Here is a 19,571-nt window from a genome sequence, read left to right on the forward strand (position 1 = left end):
CCGGGCCTGTCCCGGGCCTGTCCCGGGCCTGTTCAAGGGGGTCGCCCGCGGGTTTTCGCGGGTGGCCCCCTTCCTGTTCAGTCCAGGTAGCCCCGCAGCTGGTCGGCGAAGGCGTGGTCGCGGAGTTTGCCGAGGGTCTTGGACTCGATCTGGCGTATGCGCTCGCGGGTGACGCCGAAGATGCGGCCTATCTCCTCCAGGGTGCGGGGGCGGCCGTCGGCCAGGCCGTAGCGGAGCTGGACGACCTTGCGCTCCCGCTCCCCCAGCGTCGACAGGACCGCCTCCAGGTGCTCCCTCAGCAGCAGGAACGCGGCCGACTCGACGGGGCTCGCGGCGTCGCCGTCCTCGATGAGGTCACCGAGGGCGACGTCGTCCTCCTCGCCCACCGGGGTGTGCAGGGAGATGGGCTCCTGGGCGAGCCGTAACACCTCGCCGACCCGCTCGGGGGTCAGGTCGAGATGGGCGGCGACCTCGTCCGTGGTCGGTTCGCAGCCGCGTTCCTGGAGCATGCGGCGCTGGACGCGGACGACACGGTTGATGAGTTCGACGACGTGCACGGGGACGCGGATGGTACGGGCCTGGTCGGCCAGCGCGCGGGACATGGCCTGGCGGATCCACCAGGTGGCGTAGGTGGAGAACTTGTAGCCGCGCGCGTAGTCGAACTTCTCCACGGCCCGGATCAGGCCGAGGTTGCCCTCCTGCACCAGGTCCAGCATGGTCAGCCCGCGGCCCACGTACCGTTTGGCGACGGAGACGACGAGCCGCAGGTTGGCCTCGATCAGCCGCCGCTTGGCCATCCGGCCCATGACGACGAGCCGGTCCAGGTCCAGAGCGAGCCTGCTGTCCAGGTCGCGGGCCAGCCGCAGCTTCTCCTCGGCGAACAGGCCGGCCTCGACGCGGCAGGCGAGTTCGACCTCCTCGGCAGCGGTGAGCAGGGGGATGCGGCCGATCTCCCGCAGGTACTGCCGGAACAGGTCCGAGGAGGGGCTGCCGAACTCGGCACGCACCGGCGGCGGGGCCGCCTCCACCGCGTCCACCGCGTCCACGGGGCCCACGGGGTCCGCAGGGTCCGCGGGGTCCGCAGGGTCCGCGGGGTCCGCGGAACTCACGGGATTCCCCGGATCGAGTGCCGCGGACGGGGGTCCGGGCTCCGTCCGGGAAGGGTGTGCGGCCCGGCTCTGCGTGGGCACCACCACCAGGACGTCCGCGTCGGGCCGCGCACCGGCCGTACGCGCGGCGGACTGGGCGAGGGTCTGGGTCTGGGTGTGCACCGGGGCGACCTCCAGGATGATCGCTGCCGAGGGGGCGGCAGCGGTACTTCGAGGGCGGAGCCGGTGGCCTCGCCGCTGTCCGTCCCGTACGCGATGAGCATGGCCGCGGGGTCCGGGACCCGTCGGGGACGGAGCGGCCGCGCTCCGAGGACTCAGGCACCGCACCCAGTGTGGGGTACGACACATCGTCCCCACGAGGGGCGTGCGACGACTTTCTGCTTCCGCGCGGTGACCCGGCGGTCACGGCCTGCCTACAGGGCCGCCGCGCCGTGTCCGCGCAGGGCCTGGTCGTACTGCTGGAGGACCCACAGCTCGTTCTGCACGGAGGCCAGTTCGGCCGGGTCGCCCTGGGAGGCGACACGCGTCAGCCGCCCGGTGATCTCGCGGATGCGGCGCTCGACGGCACGGCGGCGGACGGTGACCAGCTGGGCGCCCGCGTAGTTCTCGTCGACCTCCTTGACGCCCCGGTGCAGCATGATCGCCTCGACGGCGAGCTCGGTGACCATGGCGCGGACGGTGTCGTCGGGGGCGGCCTCGCGGACGCGGATCAGATAGTCCTGGGAGTCGGGGACGCCGGACTCGGCGCCGCCCGCGTCCAGGATGGCCTGGCGCACCGCCACGTACACCGGGGCGGTGAACTCGTCGAGTCCGTACGCGTCGAAGGCCGGGGAGACCAGCTCGGGGCGCTGGAGGGCGAGCTTGAGCAGTTCGCGTTCGGTGGCGAAGACGGGGTTGCGCAGGTTGAGGGCGGGGCCGCGCGAGGATGCCCGGTCGGGGGCGGAGCCGTACTGCTGCGGGCCACCGCCGCCGCCTTGGCCGTGCTGCTGCCGGTCGGGGGCGGGACCCTTGCCGCCGCGGTCGCGGGCCCAGCGGGCGAGCTGCGCCACCCGCTTGACCACGAACTGGGTGTCGAGGATGCCGAGCATGCCGGCGAGCTGGACGGCGACCTCGTGCTGGGCACCGCTGTTCTTGATGCGGGCGACGATCGGGGCGGCCTCGTCGAGGGCGGCGGCGCGGCCGGCCGGCGTGTCCAGGTCGTAGCGGCCCACGATGTGGCGGAGCGCGAACTCGAAGAGCGGGGTGCGGGGCTCGGTGAGATCGGCGACCGCGTCGTCGCCCTTGGCGAGGCGCAGGTCGCAGGGGTCCATGCCGTCGGGCGCGATGGCGATGTAGGTCTCGGCGGCGAACTTCTGGTCGTCCTCGAAGGCCCGCAGGGCGGCCTTCTGGCCGGCCGCGTCCCCGTCGAAGGTGAAGATCACGCGGGCCGAGCCGTTGTCCATCAGCAGCCGGCGCAGGATCTTGATGTGGTCGTTGCCGAAGGCGGTGCCGCAGGTCGCGATGGCGGTGGTGACGCCGGCGAGGTGGCAGGCCATGACGTCGGTGTAGCCCTCGACGACGACCGCGCGGGACGACTTCGCGATGTCCTTCTTCGCCAGGTCGATGCCGTAGAGGACGTGGGACTTCTTGTAGATCGCCGTCTCGGGGGTGTTGAGGTACTTCGGCCCGTTGTCCGACTCGTACAGCTTGCGGGCGCCGAAGCCGACGACCTCGCCGCCGATGTCGCGGATGGGCCACATCAGACGGCCGCGGAAGCGGTCGATGGGGCCGCGGCGGCCCTCCTGGGAGAGGCCGGAGAGGACCAGTTCCTTGTCGGTGAAGCCCTTGCCTCGCAGGAAGCGGGTGAGGTGGTCCCAGCCCTGAGGGCTGTAGCCGACGGAGAAGTGCTGGGCGGCGGCCTGGTCGAAGCCGCGCTCCGCGAGGAAGGCGCGGCCGGCGTCCGCCTCGGCGGAGTTCGCGAGCTGCTCCATGTACCAGTCGGCGGCGATCCCGTGGGCCTCGACCAGGCGGATGCGCTCGCCGCGCTGGTGGGCGGGGTTGTACCCGCCCTCCTCGTAGCGCAGGGTGATGCCGGCCTGGGCGGCCAGGCGCTCGACCGCCTCGGAGAAGGAGAGGTGGTCGATCTTCATCACGAACGTGAGGGTGTCGCCGCCCTCCTGGCAGCCGAAGCAGTGGAAGAACCCCTTGCTCGGACTCACCTGGAAGGAGGGCGACTTCTCGTCGTGGAACGGGCACAGGCCCTTGAGGTTGCCGCCGCCCGCGTTGCGCAGTTGGAGGTACTCGGACACCACGGCGTCGATCGGGACCGCGTCCCGTACCGCCTTCACGTCCTCGTCGTTGATCCGTCCAGCCACGCCTGAAGTCTACGGCGGCCCGCCGACAGCCGGACCCGAGGCATCCGCCCCGGAGGTGCCAGATGTCCACCCCGGAGGTACCAGGCATCCGCCCCGAGGGCCGGGCGGATACCCCGGGAGCCAGGCGTCCGCCCCTTGGGAACCAGGTGGATGCCCGGGGGTACCAGGCATCCGCCCCAAGGTTCCAGGCGTCCACCTCGGGGCCCTGGGGGCCGTGCGGATGCCCCGGGTCCGTACCGGATGCCCCGGGAGCCAGGCGTCCGCCCCTTGGGAACCAGGTGGATGCCCGGGGGTACCAGGCATCCGCCCCAAGGTTCCAGGCGTCCACCCCGGGGCCCTGGGGGCCGTGCGGATGCCGGGTGTCAGGGCGCGTGGTGGCGGCGGGCCGTCAGGGCGCGTGGTGGCCGGCGGGCCGTCAGGGGGCGAGGCTCTCCAGCGGCACGCGCGGGTCCGCCAAGGAGTCCGGGTCCACCGGGGCCCTGGAGGTGATCAGCCGCTGGATCGGGTCGGTGACGTCCCACACATTGACGTTCATCCCGGCCAGCACCCTGCCCTCCTTCGTCCAGAAGGCGATGAACTCCCGCTTGCCCGCGTCGCCCCGGACCACGACCTGGTCGTAGGAGCCGGCCGGCGCCCAGCCGGAGTACTCCATGCCCAGGTCGTACTGGTCGCTGAAGAAGTACGGGACCCGGTCGTAGACGATCTCCTGGCCGAGCATCGCGCGGGCCGCGGCCGGGCCGCCGTTGAGGGCGTTGGCCCAGTGCTCGACGCGCAGCCGGGTGCCGAAGAGGGCGTGCGGGAAGGAGGCGACGTCACCGGCGGCGTAAATGTCCGGGTCGGAGGTGCGCAGCCGCTCGTCGACCCGGATGCCGCCGCCGTCCGTGGGGTCGGCGAGGTCCAGGCCCGCCGCCTGGGCGAGGCCGGTGCGCGGGGTGGCGCCGATCGCCGCGAGGACCGCGTGCGCCGGGTGCTCCTCCCCGTCGTCGGTGCGGGCGGCGAGGACGACGCCGTCCTGCCCGGTGATCCCGGTGAGGGTGGCGCCGAAGTGGAAGCGGACGCCGTGCTCGCCGTGCAGGTCGGCGAAGAGCTGGCCGAGCTCGGGGCCGAGGACCGAGTGCAGCGGGGTCCGCCCGCGGTGCACGACGGTGACCTCCGCGCCGTACTCGCGGGCCGCCGCGGCGACCTCCAGGCCGATCCAGCCGGCGCCGGCGATCACCAGGTGTCCGTTGTCCCGGCCGAGGGAGGACAGGACGCCCCTGAGGCGTTCGGCGTGCGCGAGGCGGCGCAGGTGGTGGACGCCGACGAGGTCCGTGCCCGGGATGTCCAGGCGGCGGGGCTCGGCGCCGTTCGCCAGCAGCAGTTTGTCGTAGCGGACGGTGGTGCCGTCCTCGCCGAAGCGGACGGTCTTCGCGGCGCGGTCGACGGCGTCGACGGTCTGGCCGAGGTGCAGCTCGATGTCGTGGCGCGCGTACCAGGCGGGCTCGTACACGAAGACGCTGTCGCGTTCCGCCTTGCCGAGCAGGAAGCCCTTGGACAGCGGCGGCCGTTCGTACGGGTGGTCCCGTTCGTCGCAGATCAGCAGGACCCGGCCGGTGAATCCCTCCGTTCGCAGCGTCTCGGCCGCCTTCGCGCCCGCCAGGCCGCCTCCGACGATGACGAATGTCTGATCCGCGTCGACCACGTGATGCCTCCTCTTGTGGGTGCCGCCACTTGCGAGCGTCCCGCACACAGGGTGATGCGGGAAGAGGGGGTGGCCCGATCAGGCCACGGAGGGTCACCTTCGAGCGAGCACACGTCTCCGGTGTCCCACCCGTTCCCTCCACGTCCCTCTCTCCTTCATGCCTGCCCCGTGAGACGGGCGTGAAGCGAACGGGCCGAGACGTCGGTGAGGGACGCGATCCGGTCGACGACCACCCGCTTGCGGGCGCGGTCGTCCGGGGCCTGCGCGAACAGGGAGCGGAACTGCGGGTCCAGGCCGTCGGGGGCGCGGGCGGTGAGCGCCTCGGCCAGTTCGAGGACGATGATCCGCTGGTCGGCGCGGAGCCGCTCCTGCTCGGCGCGCTGCATGACGTACCGGTCGGCGACCGCCTTGAGGACGGCACACTCCATCCGGGTCTCCCGGGGGACGACGAGTTCGGCCCCGTAGCGGGTGAGACGGCCACTGCCGGACTTCTGCCGGGTGGCGCCCTCGGCGGCCAGGCAGAAGCGGCCGATGAGCTGGCTGGTGGCGTCCTTGAGGCGGGCCTGGGAGAGGGCCGTGCCGTCGTAGCCGTGCGGCCACCACTCCTGGTCGAGGAGGCGGTCGAGCGCCTCGGCGAGCTCCGCCGGGTCGGTGTCCGCGTCGGCGTAACGGCCGGCCGCGACGGCGAAGACCTCCTGCCGTTCGGGCTCGGCGTGCAGGACGTTGGGGTCGATGTGGCCGGCGTGCAGACCGTCCTCCACGTCGTGCACCGAGTAGGCGACGTCGTCCGCCCAGTCCATGACCTGCGCCTCGAAGCAGATACGGCCCTCGGGGGCACCCTCGCGGACCCAGTCGAAGACGGGGCGGTCGTCCTCGTAGACGCCGAACTTCGGGGAGGCCGGGTCGGTGGGGTGGGCGCCCCGGGGCCAGGGGTACTTCGTGGCGGCGTCGAGGGTGGCGCGGGTGAGGTTGAGGCCGACGCTGACGACGTCGCCGGTCTCCGGGTCGGTGAGGAACCGCTTGGGTTCGATACGGGTGAGCAGGCGCAGCGACTGGGCGTTGCCCTCGAAACCGCCGCAGTCCTCGGCGAACTCGTTCAGCGCCTGTTCGCCGTTGTGGCCGAAGGGCGGGTGGCCCAGGTCGTGCGAGAGGCAGGCGGCCTCCACCAGGTCCGGGTCGCAGCCGAGGGCGGCACCGAGCTCCCGGCCCACCTGCGCGCATTCGAGGGAATGGGTGAGGCGGGTCCGAGGGCTGGCGTCCCAGACCGCGTCGGCCTCGCCGGGGGTGACGACCTGCGTCTTGCCGGCCAGACGGCGCAGGGCCGAGGAATGCAGCACGCGCGCGCGGTCGCGCTGGAAGGCCGTACGGCCGGGACGCTTGTCCGGCTCGGCGGCCCAGCGGGCGGCCGACGCCGGGTCGTAGCCGGGAGGCGAAGCGGGGTGCTGCCGCGAATGTGTCCGCGTCGACGCAGGTGTCGATGCCTGTGCCGGGGACTGCGCCCGGGGCTGGGGCGCGGGGTCGGTGGGGGCGGAAGTACTGGTGCCTGCCATACCTCGACACTACGGGTACGGGGTGACAGCCGGGCGGGGCCCGGACGCCGGGACGCACGACGAGGGCGGACCGGGCCGGGCCCCGGGTGCCCGTTCAGACGAGGGCCGGGCTCGTGACCGTGCGTGCCGGGGCGGGGGCCGTGGGCGCCGGGGCGGGGTCCGTGCGTGCCGCCTGGCCGTAGCGGTGCAGGAGGAGGCGGGCCATGGCGGGGTGGGTGCCGAGGGGGGCCGCGGTGATCCAGGGGGAGGCTGCCGCGCACTCCGTGGCGAAGCGGCCGGGGGCGGTGAAACAGGAGGCGACGGCCACCCGGTGGCGGCCCCGGCCGGCGAGGACGCGCAGGGCCTCGGGGACGGTGGGGGCGGCCGCGGAGGCGTAGGCGGGAACGACGGGGACGCCGAGGCGCTGGGCGAGCAGCTCCGCGGTGCGGGCCGTGTCGGCCCGCGACTCGGGGTCGCGCGACCCGGCGGCGGCCAGTACGACCGCGCTCGCGCGGCGGGTCGCCCCGTCGGCCGGGGTGTGCCAGCCGGCCTCCGTGAGGCGTGCGTGCAGGGCGTCGACGAGCAGCGGGTGCGGGCCGAGCGGGGCAGCCACACGCGTGTGCAGCGGTGACGCGGCGGCCGTCTCCGGGATGTCCCGCTTCACGTGGTGGCCGCGGCCGAACAGCAGCGGCACGAGCACGGCGCGGCCGGTCCCCCGCGCGTGCAGGCCGGCGAGGGTGTCGGTCAGGAGCGGTTCGTTCAGTTCGATGTGCCCGAGGTGCACCGGCAGGCCGGGGCGGAGCGCGCGGACGCGGTCCAGGAGCGCCCGTACGGTGCTCAGCGCACGCGGATCGCGGCTGCCGTGGGCCACCACGACGAGGGCCGGGGGCGGGAGGAGCGAGGGCCGGAGGAGCGGGGGCGGGAGCGGGGGCGGGAGCGGGCGACGCCGGCCGCTCCCGCTGAACGCCCCGTGGCCGGGCGGCCGACTGCTGGTCGAGGTCGTGAGGTGCGCCGTCATGCCCCCGATCGTCGCCGGGGGAGGTTGCCTCCCCGTTGCGCGGGGGGTGACGGGTTTTTTTCCGGCGGTTCACGGCACGACCCCGCGCGGTGTGAGCCCGTCCGGGCCACGGGTTCGCCCCGCCACGTACCCATTCCCCATGCCCCTGTTGGTACCCATGCCCGTGCTGTTGATCACAGGGCGTGGCTGAACCGGAGGGCGCGCGGGGGCGTCTTCGACGTCGAGGACCGACCGGGGAGGGCGCCCGTCCCATGCTTCACCTGTTGCGCCGCGTGAGAACGGGCGGGGCCCGATGGCTCCGCCGGCCGCACCTGCCGCGTACCCGGGCCGGCCGGCGACGGCTGGTGCGGGCGGGGATGGCGGCGTGCGTCCTGGCGCTGCTGCCGGCGGCATGGCTGCGCCTGGCCGCGGACGGCCGGTTGCACACCACCGCCGACGTGCCCCGCACCGAGGTCGCCGTGGTCTTCGGCGCGGGCCTGTGGGACGGGGAGCCGTCGCCGTATCTCGCACACCGGCTGGACGCGGCGGCCGAGCTGTACCGGGCGGGCCGGATCGAGGTGGTCCTGGTCACCGGCGACAACAGCCGTGAGGAGTACGACGAGCCGGACGCGATGCGCGCCTATCTGACCCGGCACGGCGTGCCCGACACGCGGATCGTCAGCGACTACGCGGGCTTCGACACCTGGGACTCGTGCGTGCGCGCGAAGAAGATCTTCGGTGTGGACCGGGCCGTACTGATCAGCCAGGGCTTCCACATCCGGCGCGCGGTCACCCTGTGCCGGGCGGCCGGCGTCTCCTCGTACGGCGTCGGCGTCGACGACCGCCACGACCTGACCTGGTACTACGGCGGCACCCGGGAGATCCTCGCCGCGGGCAAGGCGGCCCTGGACGCGGCCTTCCGCCCGGATCCCCACTTCCTCGGCCCGAGGGAGCCGGGGGTGCGACGGGCGCTCGACGACATCCGCGCCCCGGCGGCCGCACGGTGACCGTGTCATGCGGATGCGCGGATCGCACGGAGACCGTGTCCCGGCGGCCGCACGGTGACCGTCCGACGGCGGAGGCCGGTCGCTTGGCCGGCCTGCCCGACGACGGCCCGCCGTGCCGTCCCGACCGTCACCGTCCCGCTTCGCCACCGGTGGCCTTTCGCAGCAAAGGTTGAGCGTTCTCACCGAAGGCCGGTCGGTGGGGTGTTTTCTCCACGCATGTCGGGCACGCTGCTCAGAGCGGGAATCGATGAAGGGGCTTCCGTCCGGCTCGTGTGAGCGGACGGCAGCCCCGATCGGCGCGTGACGGGATCAGTCGGGGAGCCGCTCGATGATCCAGGTGCCCAGTTCCTCGGTGATGGCCGTGTGCGCGGTGGTGGTGGACGAACAGCGGAATTCGTCCAGCTCGCTCTCGTCCGGGTCCAGCCCGTCGACGCCCGCGTACAGGTCGTTCTGCTTGTCGATGTCGCGGATCGCGACTGCGCTGACCGAGGGGACGAAGCACACGTCCTCGTGCCGCAGGTCCGCCTTGCCGCCGAGCTTCTTCACCGTGTCGGCGAGGATTTTGTAGGTGTGCAGGGTTCCGCCCGGCGCGCCGTCCAGTTCCGGGAAGTCGTTGGTCGTGATGGTCTTCTCGGCCTTGGGGAGGCGGCGGTTGAGGTAGGCGGCCGTCACGTCGTCGCCTTGGGCCTGGGTGTAGAAGGTGGTGCCCGGGTAGATCCGGTCGATCCGCAGTGCGACCTCGCCGGCCTTCACCTGCGGCAGGCCGACCCCGTCGCCGCGACCGTTGGCCACGGCGATCTTCATCGGGATCTGCGGCCACCAGCCGACCCGGCGCAGGGCGTCCAGGAACTCCTCACGCAGCGGGGAGACACTGGTCTTGCCGGTGTCCTCGTCGTAGTGCTGCCACAGCATCTGGCGCGCGGCCGGGCTGTTCATCTGCCTTGCGAAGTCGTTCGGGAAGGGGATGAAGTGGGAGAACGCCTGCACGCCGACCGGGATGGAGGCGCCGCGGTGCGGGCTGTCGTAGGAGAAGTACAGCGCGGTCTGGTGGTCCATGCGCTGCGTCTCCAGGCGGGCGAGCGCGTAGCGGGTGACGATTCCGCCCATGCTGAAGCCGCCGACGACCAGGCGGGCGTCGCCCTGCCGCTCGGCGATGGCTTGCATGATGGCGGCCTCGGCCGCCCGCGCGTTGTCCAGGATCGACGCGCTGCGCTCCTCGAAGCCGAGCAGGATCACGTCCCTGCCGCGCCGGCGCAGCTCACTGATGAACCGACAGCCGCTTTCCAGCCCGTGGTAGAGCACGTCGAGCTTGCTCCGGCCGAGGTTGAAGCCGTCGGCCATGATCACGGGTCGGACGAGACCGCCGCTGTTGCCCTCACCGGGAAACACCCAGGCGAAGCCGTTCGGAAGGGTCCACTCCTCGTGCTGCGGTACCTGAATCGTCCCGGCGGGTTCAGTGGCCAGCGGACCCGCGAGAGTGAACGAACCGACATTGGGCTCGGTTGTCTCGGACATGGCCGTGCTCCTTGCGTGAGGTGAGGTGGGTGAGACGACGCCATCATGGCGGACAATTCGGGCTCTTCACTCATCTGAGCTGCGGAGTTCACCACATCTGATGGAGCCCGGACAGGAAGTGTTTGACGTGCCCGGCATACGCCCTTGGCCTTTTCTCATCGCTTGTCCGTTCCACACCAAGGACACATCGAGAAGAACACGACACCGCTGAGGAGAACCGCTCGCGGCGATCACCTCGCCCGGACGCCCGAACCGGCCGCCCCGCCGGCTCACGGGACACCAGGCCACAAGTTTCGGGACACCCGGCGTCGCGCCCCGGCACGCCTTTACGTGAGCACCGAGACGGACACTTGCTCAGTGATGGCGCGCGACCTTCGGCGAGAAAGCCCGACCTTGGCTGCGACAGGACGACCGGCTCCGGCAGCTGCTCCAGGCCTGCGCCCGCTGCCCGCCCTGCCGCCCCGCCACCCTGTTGCCCTGCCGCCCGAACGGGTTACATAAGCAGGTTAAACGAGGGGGTAAGGTCCGCTAGGGTCGAGGTGCGGAGGGAGATCACCATGGCCACCGAGGAAGAGCTGTTCGCGTCGGTCGACGCGCTGTTGGAGGAGGAGCCGCAGCTCCCGTCCCCGGCGGAGCGCGCCCGGCTGCGCGAGGCCGCCGGCATCACCCAGGCCCGCCTCGCGTCCGCGTTGAAAACGTCGACGCAGTCCGTCAAGAACTGGGAGAACGGCCGCTCCGAGCCCAAGCCGCCGCGCCTGGAGGCGTACCAGCGGCTCCTGAACGGCTGGGCGGCGAAGTATCCCGCGCCCGGCGCACCCGGTGCCTCCACCGGTGTGCCCGCCCCGGTCGTCGCGCCGCAGCCGCAGGTGCCGGGAACGTTCACCGGCCCGGCCGCCCCCAAGGCCACTGAGTCGGAGACCTCCGCGCCGGTGGAGACGCCCGCCGTCCGGGTCGCCCCGGAGCGCCCCGCCCGGTCGGCCGCGCGCCCGGTGGTGCCGTCGCGTCGTCCGGCGGCGAATCCGGCGGCGAGGAAGACCGCGAAGCCCGCCGCCGTCGACCCTCGCTTCCCGCACGGCCCGCTCGCGGTGCTGGACGGCGACGGCTCCGCGTACGGCGTGGACGGCATCGTGCTCGACTGCCCGGCGACCACGGTGGTGGAGCTGGTGGAGTGGACACTGCGTGAGTCCGGCCTCGGGGCTCCGAAGCTGAACCGCTACGGCAAGGACTCCGACCCGCTGATCGTGCTCACCGTCTCCGCCGCCGTGAAGCTCGGGCTGCCGGAGCACCTGGAGGGCCACGAGCAGCGCCGCTCCCTGCGCCTGCCCGAGGACCACCCGGTGGTCAGGCAGGTGACGAAGGCCAAGTGGCGGCTCACGCAGCGCGGGTTCGGCCCGTGGGCGCGGATCTACCGCAAGGCGCAGGGCAACCAGCGGCAGTGCGTGCAGCTGGCGCTCCTGTCCTGGGACGCCCTCGACGAGCGGTCCTGGCCCGGCGTCACGGAGATGGATCCGGCCGACGTCGCCCGCGTCCTCGGGGTGTACGCCCAGCGGGTCATCACCCCGCGCGGGTCGACGGCCGTGTCCGGCCTGGAGCTGATGACGGCGCTGCGCCCGCCGACAAAGGCCGTGCAGGATGCGGGGACCGGGAACTGGGTGCCCGGCCCCAATCCCGGTTCGCTGGGCACGGAGCCGATGGATCCGGCACCGCCGGAGGCGACCCCCGAGCACCCCGTGGTCGTGAACTCCGGGTGGACCGGCGGGTTCCTGGACGAGGAGGCGTACCAGTGGGTGCGGTCGGTGGACACGCTCACCGATGAGGAGTGCACGCTGCCGTACGCGGTCGGCCTGGACCTGAACACCGCGTTCCTCGCCGCCGCCGCTCGCCTGGTCGTCGGCCTGTCCGCCCCGGACCACTTCCACGCCCCGACGTTCAACCCGAAGATCCCCGGCTCCTGGCTGGTCGACCTGAGCCACATCGAGCCGGACCCGCGCCTGCCGTCGCCCTTCACGCCGACCGGCGAGCGTCCGGCCGGTCCGGCCTGGTACCAGACGCACACCGTCGCCTACGCCCAGGAACTCGGCCATGACGTCCACCCGATCGAGGCATACCTGCGCCGGGAGACCGGCGCGTACCTGGACCCGTGGCACGACCGGCTCAGGACCGCGTACGTCGACACCCTCGCCGACCTCGGCGTCACCAAGGACCTGGACGACCGCGCGTTCCTCACGGCGATGGAGCGGCACAAGGACGTCGACCCGGCACTGACGGCCGTCCTCGCCGCCGTCAAGGCCACGGTCAAGGGCGGCGTCGGCAAGCTCCGCGAGCGCCCGCAGGGCCGCCACTACAAGGAGGGCGAGCGGTGGCCGGCCCTCCAGCGGCCGACCTGGCGCCCGGACATCCGGGCCGCCGTCATCTCCAAGGCGCGGGTCAACATGCACCGCAAGCTGCGCAACATGGCGGCGATGACGGGCCTGTACCCGCTCGCCGTGCTGTCCGACTGCGTCGTCTACCCCTCGCCGGGCGAGAGCCCGCTCGACTTCCTGCCCTACGCGGCGTCCGGCAAGCCGCAGCCGGGCGGCTTCCGCCTCGGTCCCTCGCCGGGCCTGGCGAAGCTGGAGGGCGTCCAGTCGATGCTGTGGGCGGTCGGCCTGATGGAACAGGGTCTCAACCCCGCCCGCCACATCAAGGGCGGCGACGCCGTCCTCGACGAAGGGGAGTGACCGGTGGGGGAGATCGAGGACGCCATCGAGCGGGCCGACCGGGAGAGCTTCACCCGCCAGCCGCCGAAGACGCTCAAGAGCCAGATCCGTTACCTGCTCAAGCAGTTGGGCAGCGCGAAGGCCGTCGCCCAGGAGATCGGTGTCACCGCCGACTCCGTGAACCGCTACCGGCGCGGTGCCCGCAAGCACGCCCGCGCCGACGTCGCCGAGAAGATCGACGACGCGGTGCGGGCCCGCTGGCAGCCGCAGGTGCGCAAACGCCGGCAGAAGCGGGCCGCCGCCACGGGCGGGATCACGGTGGAGACCCGCGCCCGCTTCGGATACACCGCGCCGGTCGGTACGACCGACGACGGACGCTTCCGGCGCCTCACCGTGCACCTCCCCCCGGCGTACGCACAGCGCCTGTTCGACGCCCGCGCCACGGGGGCCGGCGACCAGGAGATGCGCGGGATCATCGCCGAAGGGTTCAAGGACGTCTACTTCCAGGACGGCGGCGGCCGCGCCCCGGGCCTGTCGGACGTGGCCCTCAACGACATCGACTACCTGGACCTGGACTACTGAGGAGACGGCGAGGGCACGACCGCCGGCTCCCTGGCTGTGCCGAAGCAGGCTAGCTGTCACATAGGCAGGCTTGTTGTCACCCCCGCTGCCCGAGGCTGCCCAGTCCTTTCAGCGGCAGCCGATTTGCAGATCTGGACCAGTAGAGCGATCCCATGGCCTTCAGTAGTGGCTCTCGGCCGCAAGGTCTACGGCTTGGGTGCGCTCTCGATCAGCCATTTAATCGCCAGGAGCAGGCGCACAATGAAGGCGGCGAGACGCGGTGCCGGATGGGGTGCAGGGGTACCCGGACTTCTGAGGATGCATGACCGGCCGGTCCGGGAGACCTCCGGGGCTGCGGAGGGCCGGCACAGGCGGGCCCGGGGCGTGCGGCGTGGCGGCTGGCGAAAGGGGTGTCCGGAATGAGCACGGAGATGGTTTTCGGGGCTGTTCACGGTCGAGCAGAGCGGGTGGGGGACGTCTCCTCCGCTCCGGGCGGGCTGCTGGACGTGCTGGGTGTCGCGGCCGTCGTCCTCGACGCGGACGGGCGGATCGTGCTGTGGAGCCCGCAGGCCAAGGACCTGTTCGGCTACACCGCCCAGGAGGCGCTGGGCCAGTACGCGGCCCAGCTGCTGCTTGAGGAGGAGCACTGGGAGCAGGCGGTCGAACTGTTCGACCGGGTCATGGCGAGCGGCGAGAGCTGGGCCGGCGGTTTCCCCACCCGGTGCAAGGACGGCCACACACAGATGGTGGAGTTCCGCAATATGCGGCTGGAGGACGGCCGGGGGAACTTCTATGCCCTGGGTATCGCCACCGACCAGGCCATCCTGCGGGAGGTGGAGCGGGGGCTGGCGCTGTCGGTGCGCCTGATCGAGCAGGCTCCGATCGGGCTGGCCGTTTTGGACACCGACCTGCGGTTTGTGACCGTCAATCCGGAGTTGGAGCGGATCAACGGTGTGCCTGCCGCCAACCACATCGGCCGGCGCCCTTACGAGGTTCTGCCGCATCTGGACATTGACGTCGATTCCACGACCCGCCAGGTGCTGGAGACCGGAGTCCCGCTGCTGGACCGGCCCGTCGTCGGCCGCACCGCGGCCGACCCCGACCACGAGCATGCCTGGTCGGTCTCCCGCTACCGGCTGGAGGACTCCGGCGGCCGGGTGCTGGGGGTGGCCACCTCGGTCGTGGACGTCACCGAGCAGCGCCGGGCGGAAAGCGAGACGGCCCGGGCCCGGCGGCGCCTCACACTCATCGCCGACGCCTCCCTGCGCATCGGCACCACACTCGACCTCGAGCAGACCGCCCGCGAGCTGGCTGAGGTGTGCGTGCCCGACCTCGCCGACGTGGCCACGGTGGACGTGCTCGACAGCGTCCTGCAGGGCCACGAGACGGAGACCCATGAAGGGCCCGCGCTGTTCCGCTCCCTCGCTGTGGCTTCCGTCGGCCCCTCCGAGGCCGCCCGCGCCGCCGACCCGCCCGGTGAACTCGCCGTCTACGACACCGACCGCCTGGCCGCCCAGTGCGTGAACCGCCGCCGCCCGGTCCGGGTGCCCCGCGTGGACAGCCACGACCTGCCGCGCATCGCCCGCTGCCCCCAGGCGGTCGAGCTGCTGGCCCGCGCCGGGCTCCACTCCTACCTGGCCGTGCCGCTGACCGCCCGCGGAGAGATCCTCGGGGCCCTTGGCCTCAAGCGCACCCGCAACCCCGAACCGTTCAACCACGACGACGAAGTCCTGGCCGGCGAGCTGGCCGCCCGCGCCGCCCTGTCCATCGACAACGCCCGCTGGTACCGCAGCCAGCGGCACGCGGCCCTCGCCCTCCAGCGCCACCTGCTGCCCCAGCACCCGCCGCACCCGGTGGGCCTGGAGGTCGCCAGCCGGTACCAGCCCGCCGCAGCCGCCGTCGAGGTCGGCGGCGACTGGTTCGACGCCATCCCCCTGGCCGGCGACAAGACCGCCCTCGTGGTCGGCGACGTCATGGGCAGCGGCATCAACGCCGCCGCCACCATGGGCCAGCTGCGCACCGCCACCCGCGCCTTCGCCGACCTCGACCTCGCCCCCGCAGAGGTCCTCACCCGCCTCGACCACACCACCACCCGCCTGGAGGAGACCATCGCCACCTGCGCCTACGCCGTCTACGACCCGCATCGCGCGCAGTGCCGCATCTCCCTCGCCGGCCACCTGCCCCCCGCCCTGGTCAGCCCCGGCCGCGCCCCCCAACTGCTCGACCTGCCCGCCGGCGCGCCCCTCGGGGTCGGCGGCATCCCGTTCCAGACCGCCACCTTCGACCTGGTCCCCGGCGACCAGCTGATCCTTTACACCGATGGCCTGGTCGAGACTCGCGACCAGGCCATCGACCAGCGCCTGAACACCCTCCTCGGCCTGCTCGATGACCCGGAACGGCCCCTGGAGGAGACCTGCGACCGGCTCCTGCACTCCCTGCGCCACCCCGACGACCACGACGACGTCGCCCTGCTCATCGCCCGGGCCCTGCCCACCCCCCACAGCCAAGCCTCCCGGCCCTGACACGCCGCTGTTTTCGGCCGCCGCAGGCACCCACGCGTGATTCCATGGCCCCATGGAATCGCCCTCCTCATCCAGGGACTCCCGCTCTTCGGTACTGGTGCCAGAGACAGAAAGGCTGCCGAATGAGCATTTGTGACAAGTCGAATGCCTCATCGGTGACAACCAGGCTGCCTCGACCGGTCCTGTCCGCCAGCTCATCCAGCTTCGCCGGTGACAACCCCTGAGCTTCGGCTCACTGGCCACCGGCCGCGATGTCCGCGGCCTGCCTCACCGCGCTCCCCCGCCCCCGGGGAGGTGGCCGTACCGGGGGTGTAACCAGGGCCGGTGCGGTGTGTAACACGTGCGGCGCACGCTGGGCGGTATGCAGAGCACCGTGACGCCCACGCACTGCCCGTACTGCGCCCTGCAGTGCGGGATGAATCTGACGCCCGCGCCGGGCGGGACCGTCCGGGTGAGCGAGCGCCCGGACTTCCCGGTGAACCGGGGCGCGCTGTGCGGCAAGGGGCGTACGGCACCGGCGGTGCTCGACCCCGCCGTGCGGCTGACCTCGCCGCTGGTGCGGTCCCCGGAGACGGGTGCGCTGGTGTCCGCCGGCTGGGACGAGGCGCTGGACCGGATCGCCGAGGGGCTGGGCCGTACCCGCACCGGGTACGGGGCGGACGCGGTCGGGGTGTTCGGCGGCGGCGGGCTGACGAACGAGAAGGCGTACGCGCTGGGCAAGTTCGCGCGGGTGGTGCTGGGCACCTCCCAGATCGACTACAACGGCCGCTTCTGCATGTCGTCCGCCGCGGCCGCGGGCGTCAGGGCGTTCGGGCTGGACCGGGGGCTGCCGTTCCCCCTGGAGGACGTCCCGAGGACCGGCTGCGTGGTCCTCGTCGGCTCGAACCCGGCGGAGACCATGCCGCCGGCGCTGCGCTACTTCGCCGAGCTGAGGGAGAACGGCGGCACGCTGATCGTCGTCGACCCGCGCCGTACGAAGACCGCCGAGCAGGCCGACCTGCATCTGGCACCCCGCCCCGGCACCGACCTCGCGCTGGCGCTGGGCCTGCTGCACCTGGTCGTCGCCGAGGGCCGGACCGACGAGGCGTACATCCGGGAACGCACCGCCGGCTGGGAGGAGACCCGGGCCGCGGCGATGGCGCACTGGCCGGAGTACGTGGAGCGGCTCACCGGCGTGCCCGTGCCCCTGCTGCGGGAGACCGTACGGCTGTTCTGCGAGCCGGAGGCGGCCATGGTGCTCACCGCCCGCGGACCCGAGCAGCAGGCCAAGGGCACGGACACCGTGAGCGCCTGGATCAACCTGTGCCTGGCGACCGGCCGCGCGGGCCGCCCGCTGTCCGGGTACGGCTGCCTGACCGGGCAGGGCAACGGACAGGGCGGGCGTGAACACGGCCAGAAGGCCGACCAGTTGCCCGGCTACCGCAAGCTGACCGACTCGGCGGCCCGCCGGCACGTGGCGGGGGTCTGGGGCGTGGACCCCGACTCCCTGCCGGGCCCGGGGCGCAGCGCGTACGAGCTGCTGGACGCGCTGGGCACGGACATCCGCTCGCTGCTGCTGATGGGCTCCAACCCGGTGGTGTCGGCCCCCCGCGCGGCGCACGTCGAGGAGCGCATCCGGTCGCTGGACTTCCTGGCGGTGTGCGACGTCGTGCTGTCGGAGACGGCCGCGCTCGCCGACGTCGTCCTGCCGGTGACGCAGTGGGCGGAGGAGACGGGCACGACGACCAGCCTGGAGGGCAGGGTGCTGCTGCGGCGGCGCGCGCTGCCCGCGCCGGACGGCGTGCGCAGCGACCTCGAGGTGCTGCACGGGCTGGCCGCCCGGCTCGGCGGCGGGCCGAGTCCGGAGAAGAGGTTCCCGACCGATCCCGAGGAGGTCTTCGAGGAGCTGCGCCGCGCGAGCGCGGGCGGGCCGGCGGACTACTCCGGGATCAGCTATCGGCGGCTCGCGGAGGAGAACGGCGTGTTCTGGCCGTGCCCGGCGCCCGAGCCCGAGCCCGGCCCCGGACCCATGCCGGTGGCAGCGGCACCAGCACCAGAGGCAGAGGCAGAGGCAGAGGCAGACGGTGCCGTACATCCCGGTACCCCCCGGCTGTTCCTCGACCGGTTCGCCACCGAGGACGGGCGGGCCCGGTTCGTGCCCGTCGCGCACCGCGCGAACGCCGAGGAGCCCGACGACGAGTACCCCGTCCTGCTGACCACCGGCCGGGTCATGGCGCAGTACCAGTCCGGCGCGCAGACCCGGCGCGTCGACGAACTGAACGCGGCCGCGCCCGGCCCGTTCGTGGAACTGCATCCGCGGCTGGCGGAGCGGCTCGGGGCGGCCGAGGGCGATCCGCTGGCCGTGGTGTCCCGTAGGGGCCGAGCGGTGGCGCCGGCCCGGATCACCACCGCGATCCGCCCCGACACCGTGTTCATGCCGTTCCACTGGGCGGGTGAGGGCCGCGCGAACACCCTCACCAACCCCGCCCTGGACCCGACCTCGCGGATGCCGGAGTTCAAGGTGTGCGCGGTGCGGGTGGAGACGGTCCGCTCCTGAGCCCCGCCCCGGCCGGGCTGTCGCTGCCGCGCTCTGTCGCTCTCACTGCCGCCCTCGCTACCGCTCCTCTGTCGCTCTCGCCGCCGCTCCTGCTCTCGCCTCACCCGTTCACCGCCGTGTGGCGCACCCATCGGGTTCTTTCCCCCGGCCGGGTCCTCAGTACGGCGGTGACCTGCCGAAACGCGCCCGGGCGGGAATCCCGCCAGGGCCGTCCGACACCCGTTCACCTCGTTTTTGACGTTCTTTCAGGGAGCGGGCCGCGCCCGGCGGCCTTTACCTCGGACCAGTGGGACACGACCGACGGCGGCACATGGGGGTGCCGCGGGTGTGGCCCCCTTCGTGAGTCCGAGGGAGCATCGATGCGAGATACCGCCCGGCGGCTGCCCGGCCCGACCCGCCTGACCGGACCCGCGCTCGCCGTGGTCGCCGCGGGACTGCTCGTGGCGGCCGCCGCACCCGCCGCGTACGCCGAGGAGTCCGCCGCACCCGCGGGTCCCCCCTACGACGCGACGGCCGGGAGGCCGGCCGGGAGCCTGGAGCTGCACCCGGCCATGGTCATGGCCGGCGCGCAGGTGACGGTGAACACCGCGGCGTGCGGGAACGACGACACGGTCGCGGGCGACGCCACCGCCGTGGGCGCCGGCCGTTTCACGCTGGCGCCGGGCTCGGACGAGCCGGACTCCACCGGCCGGTTCCGGGTGCCGCCGGGCGCGCAGCCGGGCACGTACGAGATCGTCGCGACGTGCGACGCGGGCGGGCAGCGGGCGACCGGCGACCTGGTGGTCAGGCTGACGCCCGCGGCGCAGCAGGTGTATCCCCGGGGCAGTGTGAAGACGGGGGTCGGTGGCGCTCTGGGCCCCGATCCCGTGCAGACCGCGGCCGGCGTGACGGCTCTCGCCGTCGCCGCCGCGGGCGGTACCTGGCTCCTGCATCGCCGGGCGAGAGGCGACAGGATCTGACGGGCGTCCTCCGCCGCCCGTCCGCCGTACCGCAAGTCCCTCCCCCCTCCGGGTCCGACGCCCCTCGCGACCCGGAGGGGGCACGGGGCCGACTCCGGGGAG

Annotated in this window: 12 protein-coding genes; 6 read left to right on the plus strand and 6 right to left on the minus strand. The window is 73.0% G+C overall.

What is annotated here, in order from left to right:
- Positions 1–77 precede the first annotated feature (77 nt).
- The 5 genes from V4Y04_RS11225 to V4Y04_RS11245 form a co-directional block, all read right to left on the minus strand.
- The gene (locus V4Y04_RS11225) at positions 78–1,271 is read right to left on the minus strand and encodes an RNA polymerase sigma factor (RefSeq protein ID WP_332427434.1); all 1,194 of its coding nucleotides are present in this window, start codon (positions 1,269–1,271) and stop codon (positions 78–80) included.
- A gap of 251 nt (positions 1,272–1,522) precedes the next feature.
- Positions 1,523–3,463, minus strand: a complete 1,941-nt coding sequence (gene dnaG, locus V4Y04_RS11230) for a DNA primase (RefSeq protein WP_332427436.1) — start codon at positions 3,461–3,463, stop codon at positions 1,523–1,525.
- Positions 3,464–3,878: 415 nt separating this feature from the next.
- On the minus strand, positions 3,879–5,144 hold the full coding sequence (locus V4Y04_RS11235) for an NAD(P)/FAD-dependent oxidoreductase (RefSeq protein WP_332427437.1): 1,266 nt from the start codon (positions 5,142–5,144) through the stop codon (positions 3,879–3,881).
- 155 nt (positions 5,145–5,299) lie between these two features.
- Positions 5,300–6,694, minus strand: a complete 1,395-nt coding sequence (locus V4Y04_RS11240; protein ID WP_332427438.1) for a deoxyguanosinetriphosphate triphosphohydrolase — start codon at positions 6,692–6,694, stop codon at positions 5,300–5,302.
- 94 nt (positions 6,695–6,788) lie between these two features.
- Positions 6,789–7,691 (minus strand): sirohydrochlorin chelatase, encoded by a 903-nt coding sequence (locus V4Y04_RS11245; RefSeq protein ID WP_332427439.1) that lies wholly within the window; start codon positions 7,689–7,691, stop codon positions 6,789–6,791.
- A 251-nt stretch (positions 7,692–7,942) separates the two neighbouring features.
- Here V4Y04_RS11245 and V4Y04_RS11250 point away from each other — a divergent pair, with 251 nt between their 5' ends.
- A complete protein-coding gene (locus V4Y04_RS11250) occupies positions 7,943–8,677 on the plus strand; it encodes a SanA/YdcF family protein (protein WP_443079990.1) in 735 nt (244 codons plus the stop codon).
- Positions 8,678–8,986: 309 nt separating this feature from the next.
- Here the strand turns inward: V4Y04_RS11250 and V4Y04_RS11255 are convergent, their stop codons facing one another.
- Entirely contained in the window at positions 8,987–10,192 is a 1,206-nt protein-coding gene (locus tag V4Y04_RS11255; RefSeq protein ID WP_332427440.1) for an esterase/lipase family protein, read from the minus strand.
- A 557-nt stretch (positions 10,193–10,749) separates the two neighbouring features.
- On the opposite strand from V4Y04_RS11255, the gene tap reads away from it, so the two are divergent.
- The 5 genes from tap (at position 10,750) to V4Y04_RS11280 (ending at position 19,469) form a co-directional block, all read left to right on the plus strand.
- Positions 10,750–12,912, plus strand: coding sequence for a telomere-associated protein Tap (gene tap / locus V4Y04_RS11260; RefSeq protein ID WP_332427441.1), 2,163 nt, complete (start codon positions 10,750–10,752; stop codon positions 12,910–12,912).
- 3 nt (positions 12,913–12,915) lie between these two features.
- Positions 12,916–13,473, plus strand: a complete 558-nt coding sequence (gene tpg / locus V4Y04_RS11265; RefSeq protein WP_332427442.1) for a telomere-protecting terminal protein Tpg — start codon at positions 12,916–12,918, stop codon at positions 13,471–13,473.
- A gap of 398 nt (positions 13,474–13,871) precedes the next feature.
- Positions 13,872–15,974 (plus strand): SpoIIE family protein phosphatase, encoded by a 2,103-nt coding sequence (locus tag V4Y04_RS11270; protein ID WP_443079991.1) that lies wholly within the window; start codon positions 13,872–13,874, stop codon positions 15,972–15,974.
- Positions 15,975–16,335: 361 nt separating this feature from the next.
- Positions 16,336–18,510 carry a molybdopterin oxidoreductase family protein gene (locus tag V4Y04_RS11275; protein WP_332427443.1) on the plus strand — a complete coding sequence of 725 codons (2,175 nt, stop codon included), beginning with the start codon at positions 16,336–16,338 and terminating at the stop codon, positions 18,508–18,510.
- A gap of 359 nt (positions 18,511–18,869) precedes the next feature.
- The gene (locus V4Y04_RS11280; protein ID WP_332427444.1) at positions 18,870–19,469 is read left to right on the plus strand and encodes a hypothetical protein; all 600 of its coding nucleotides are present in this window, start codon (positions 18,870–18,872) and stop codon (positions 19,467–19,469) included.
- Positions 19,470–19,571 lie beyond the last annotated feature (102 nt).

The organism is Streptomyces sp. P9-A2 (assembly GCF_036634175.1).
Classification (GTDB): Bacteria; Actinomycetota; Actinomycetes; order Streptomycetales; family Streptomycetaceae; genus Streptomyces; species Streptomyces pratens.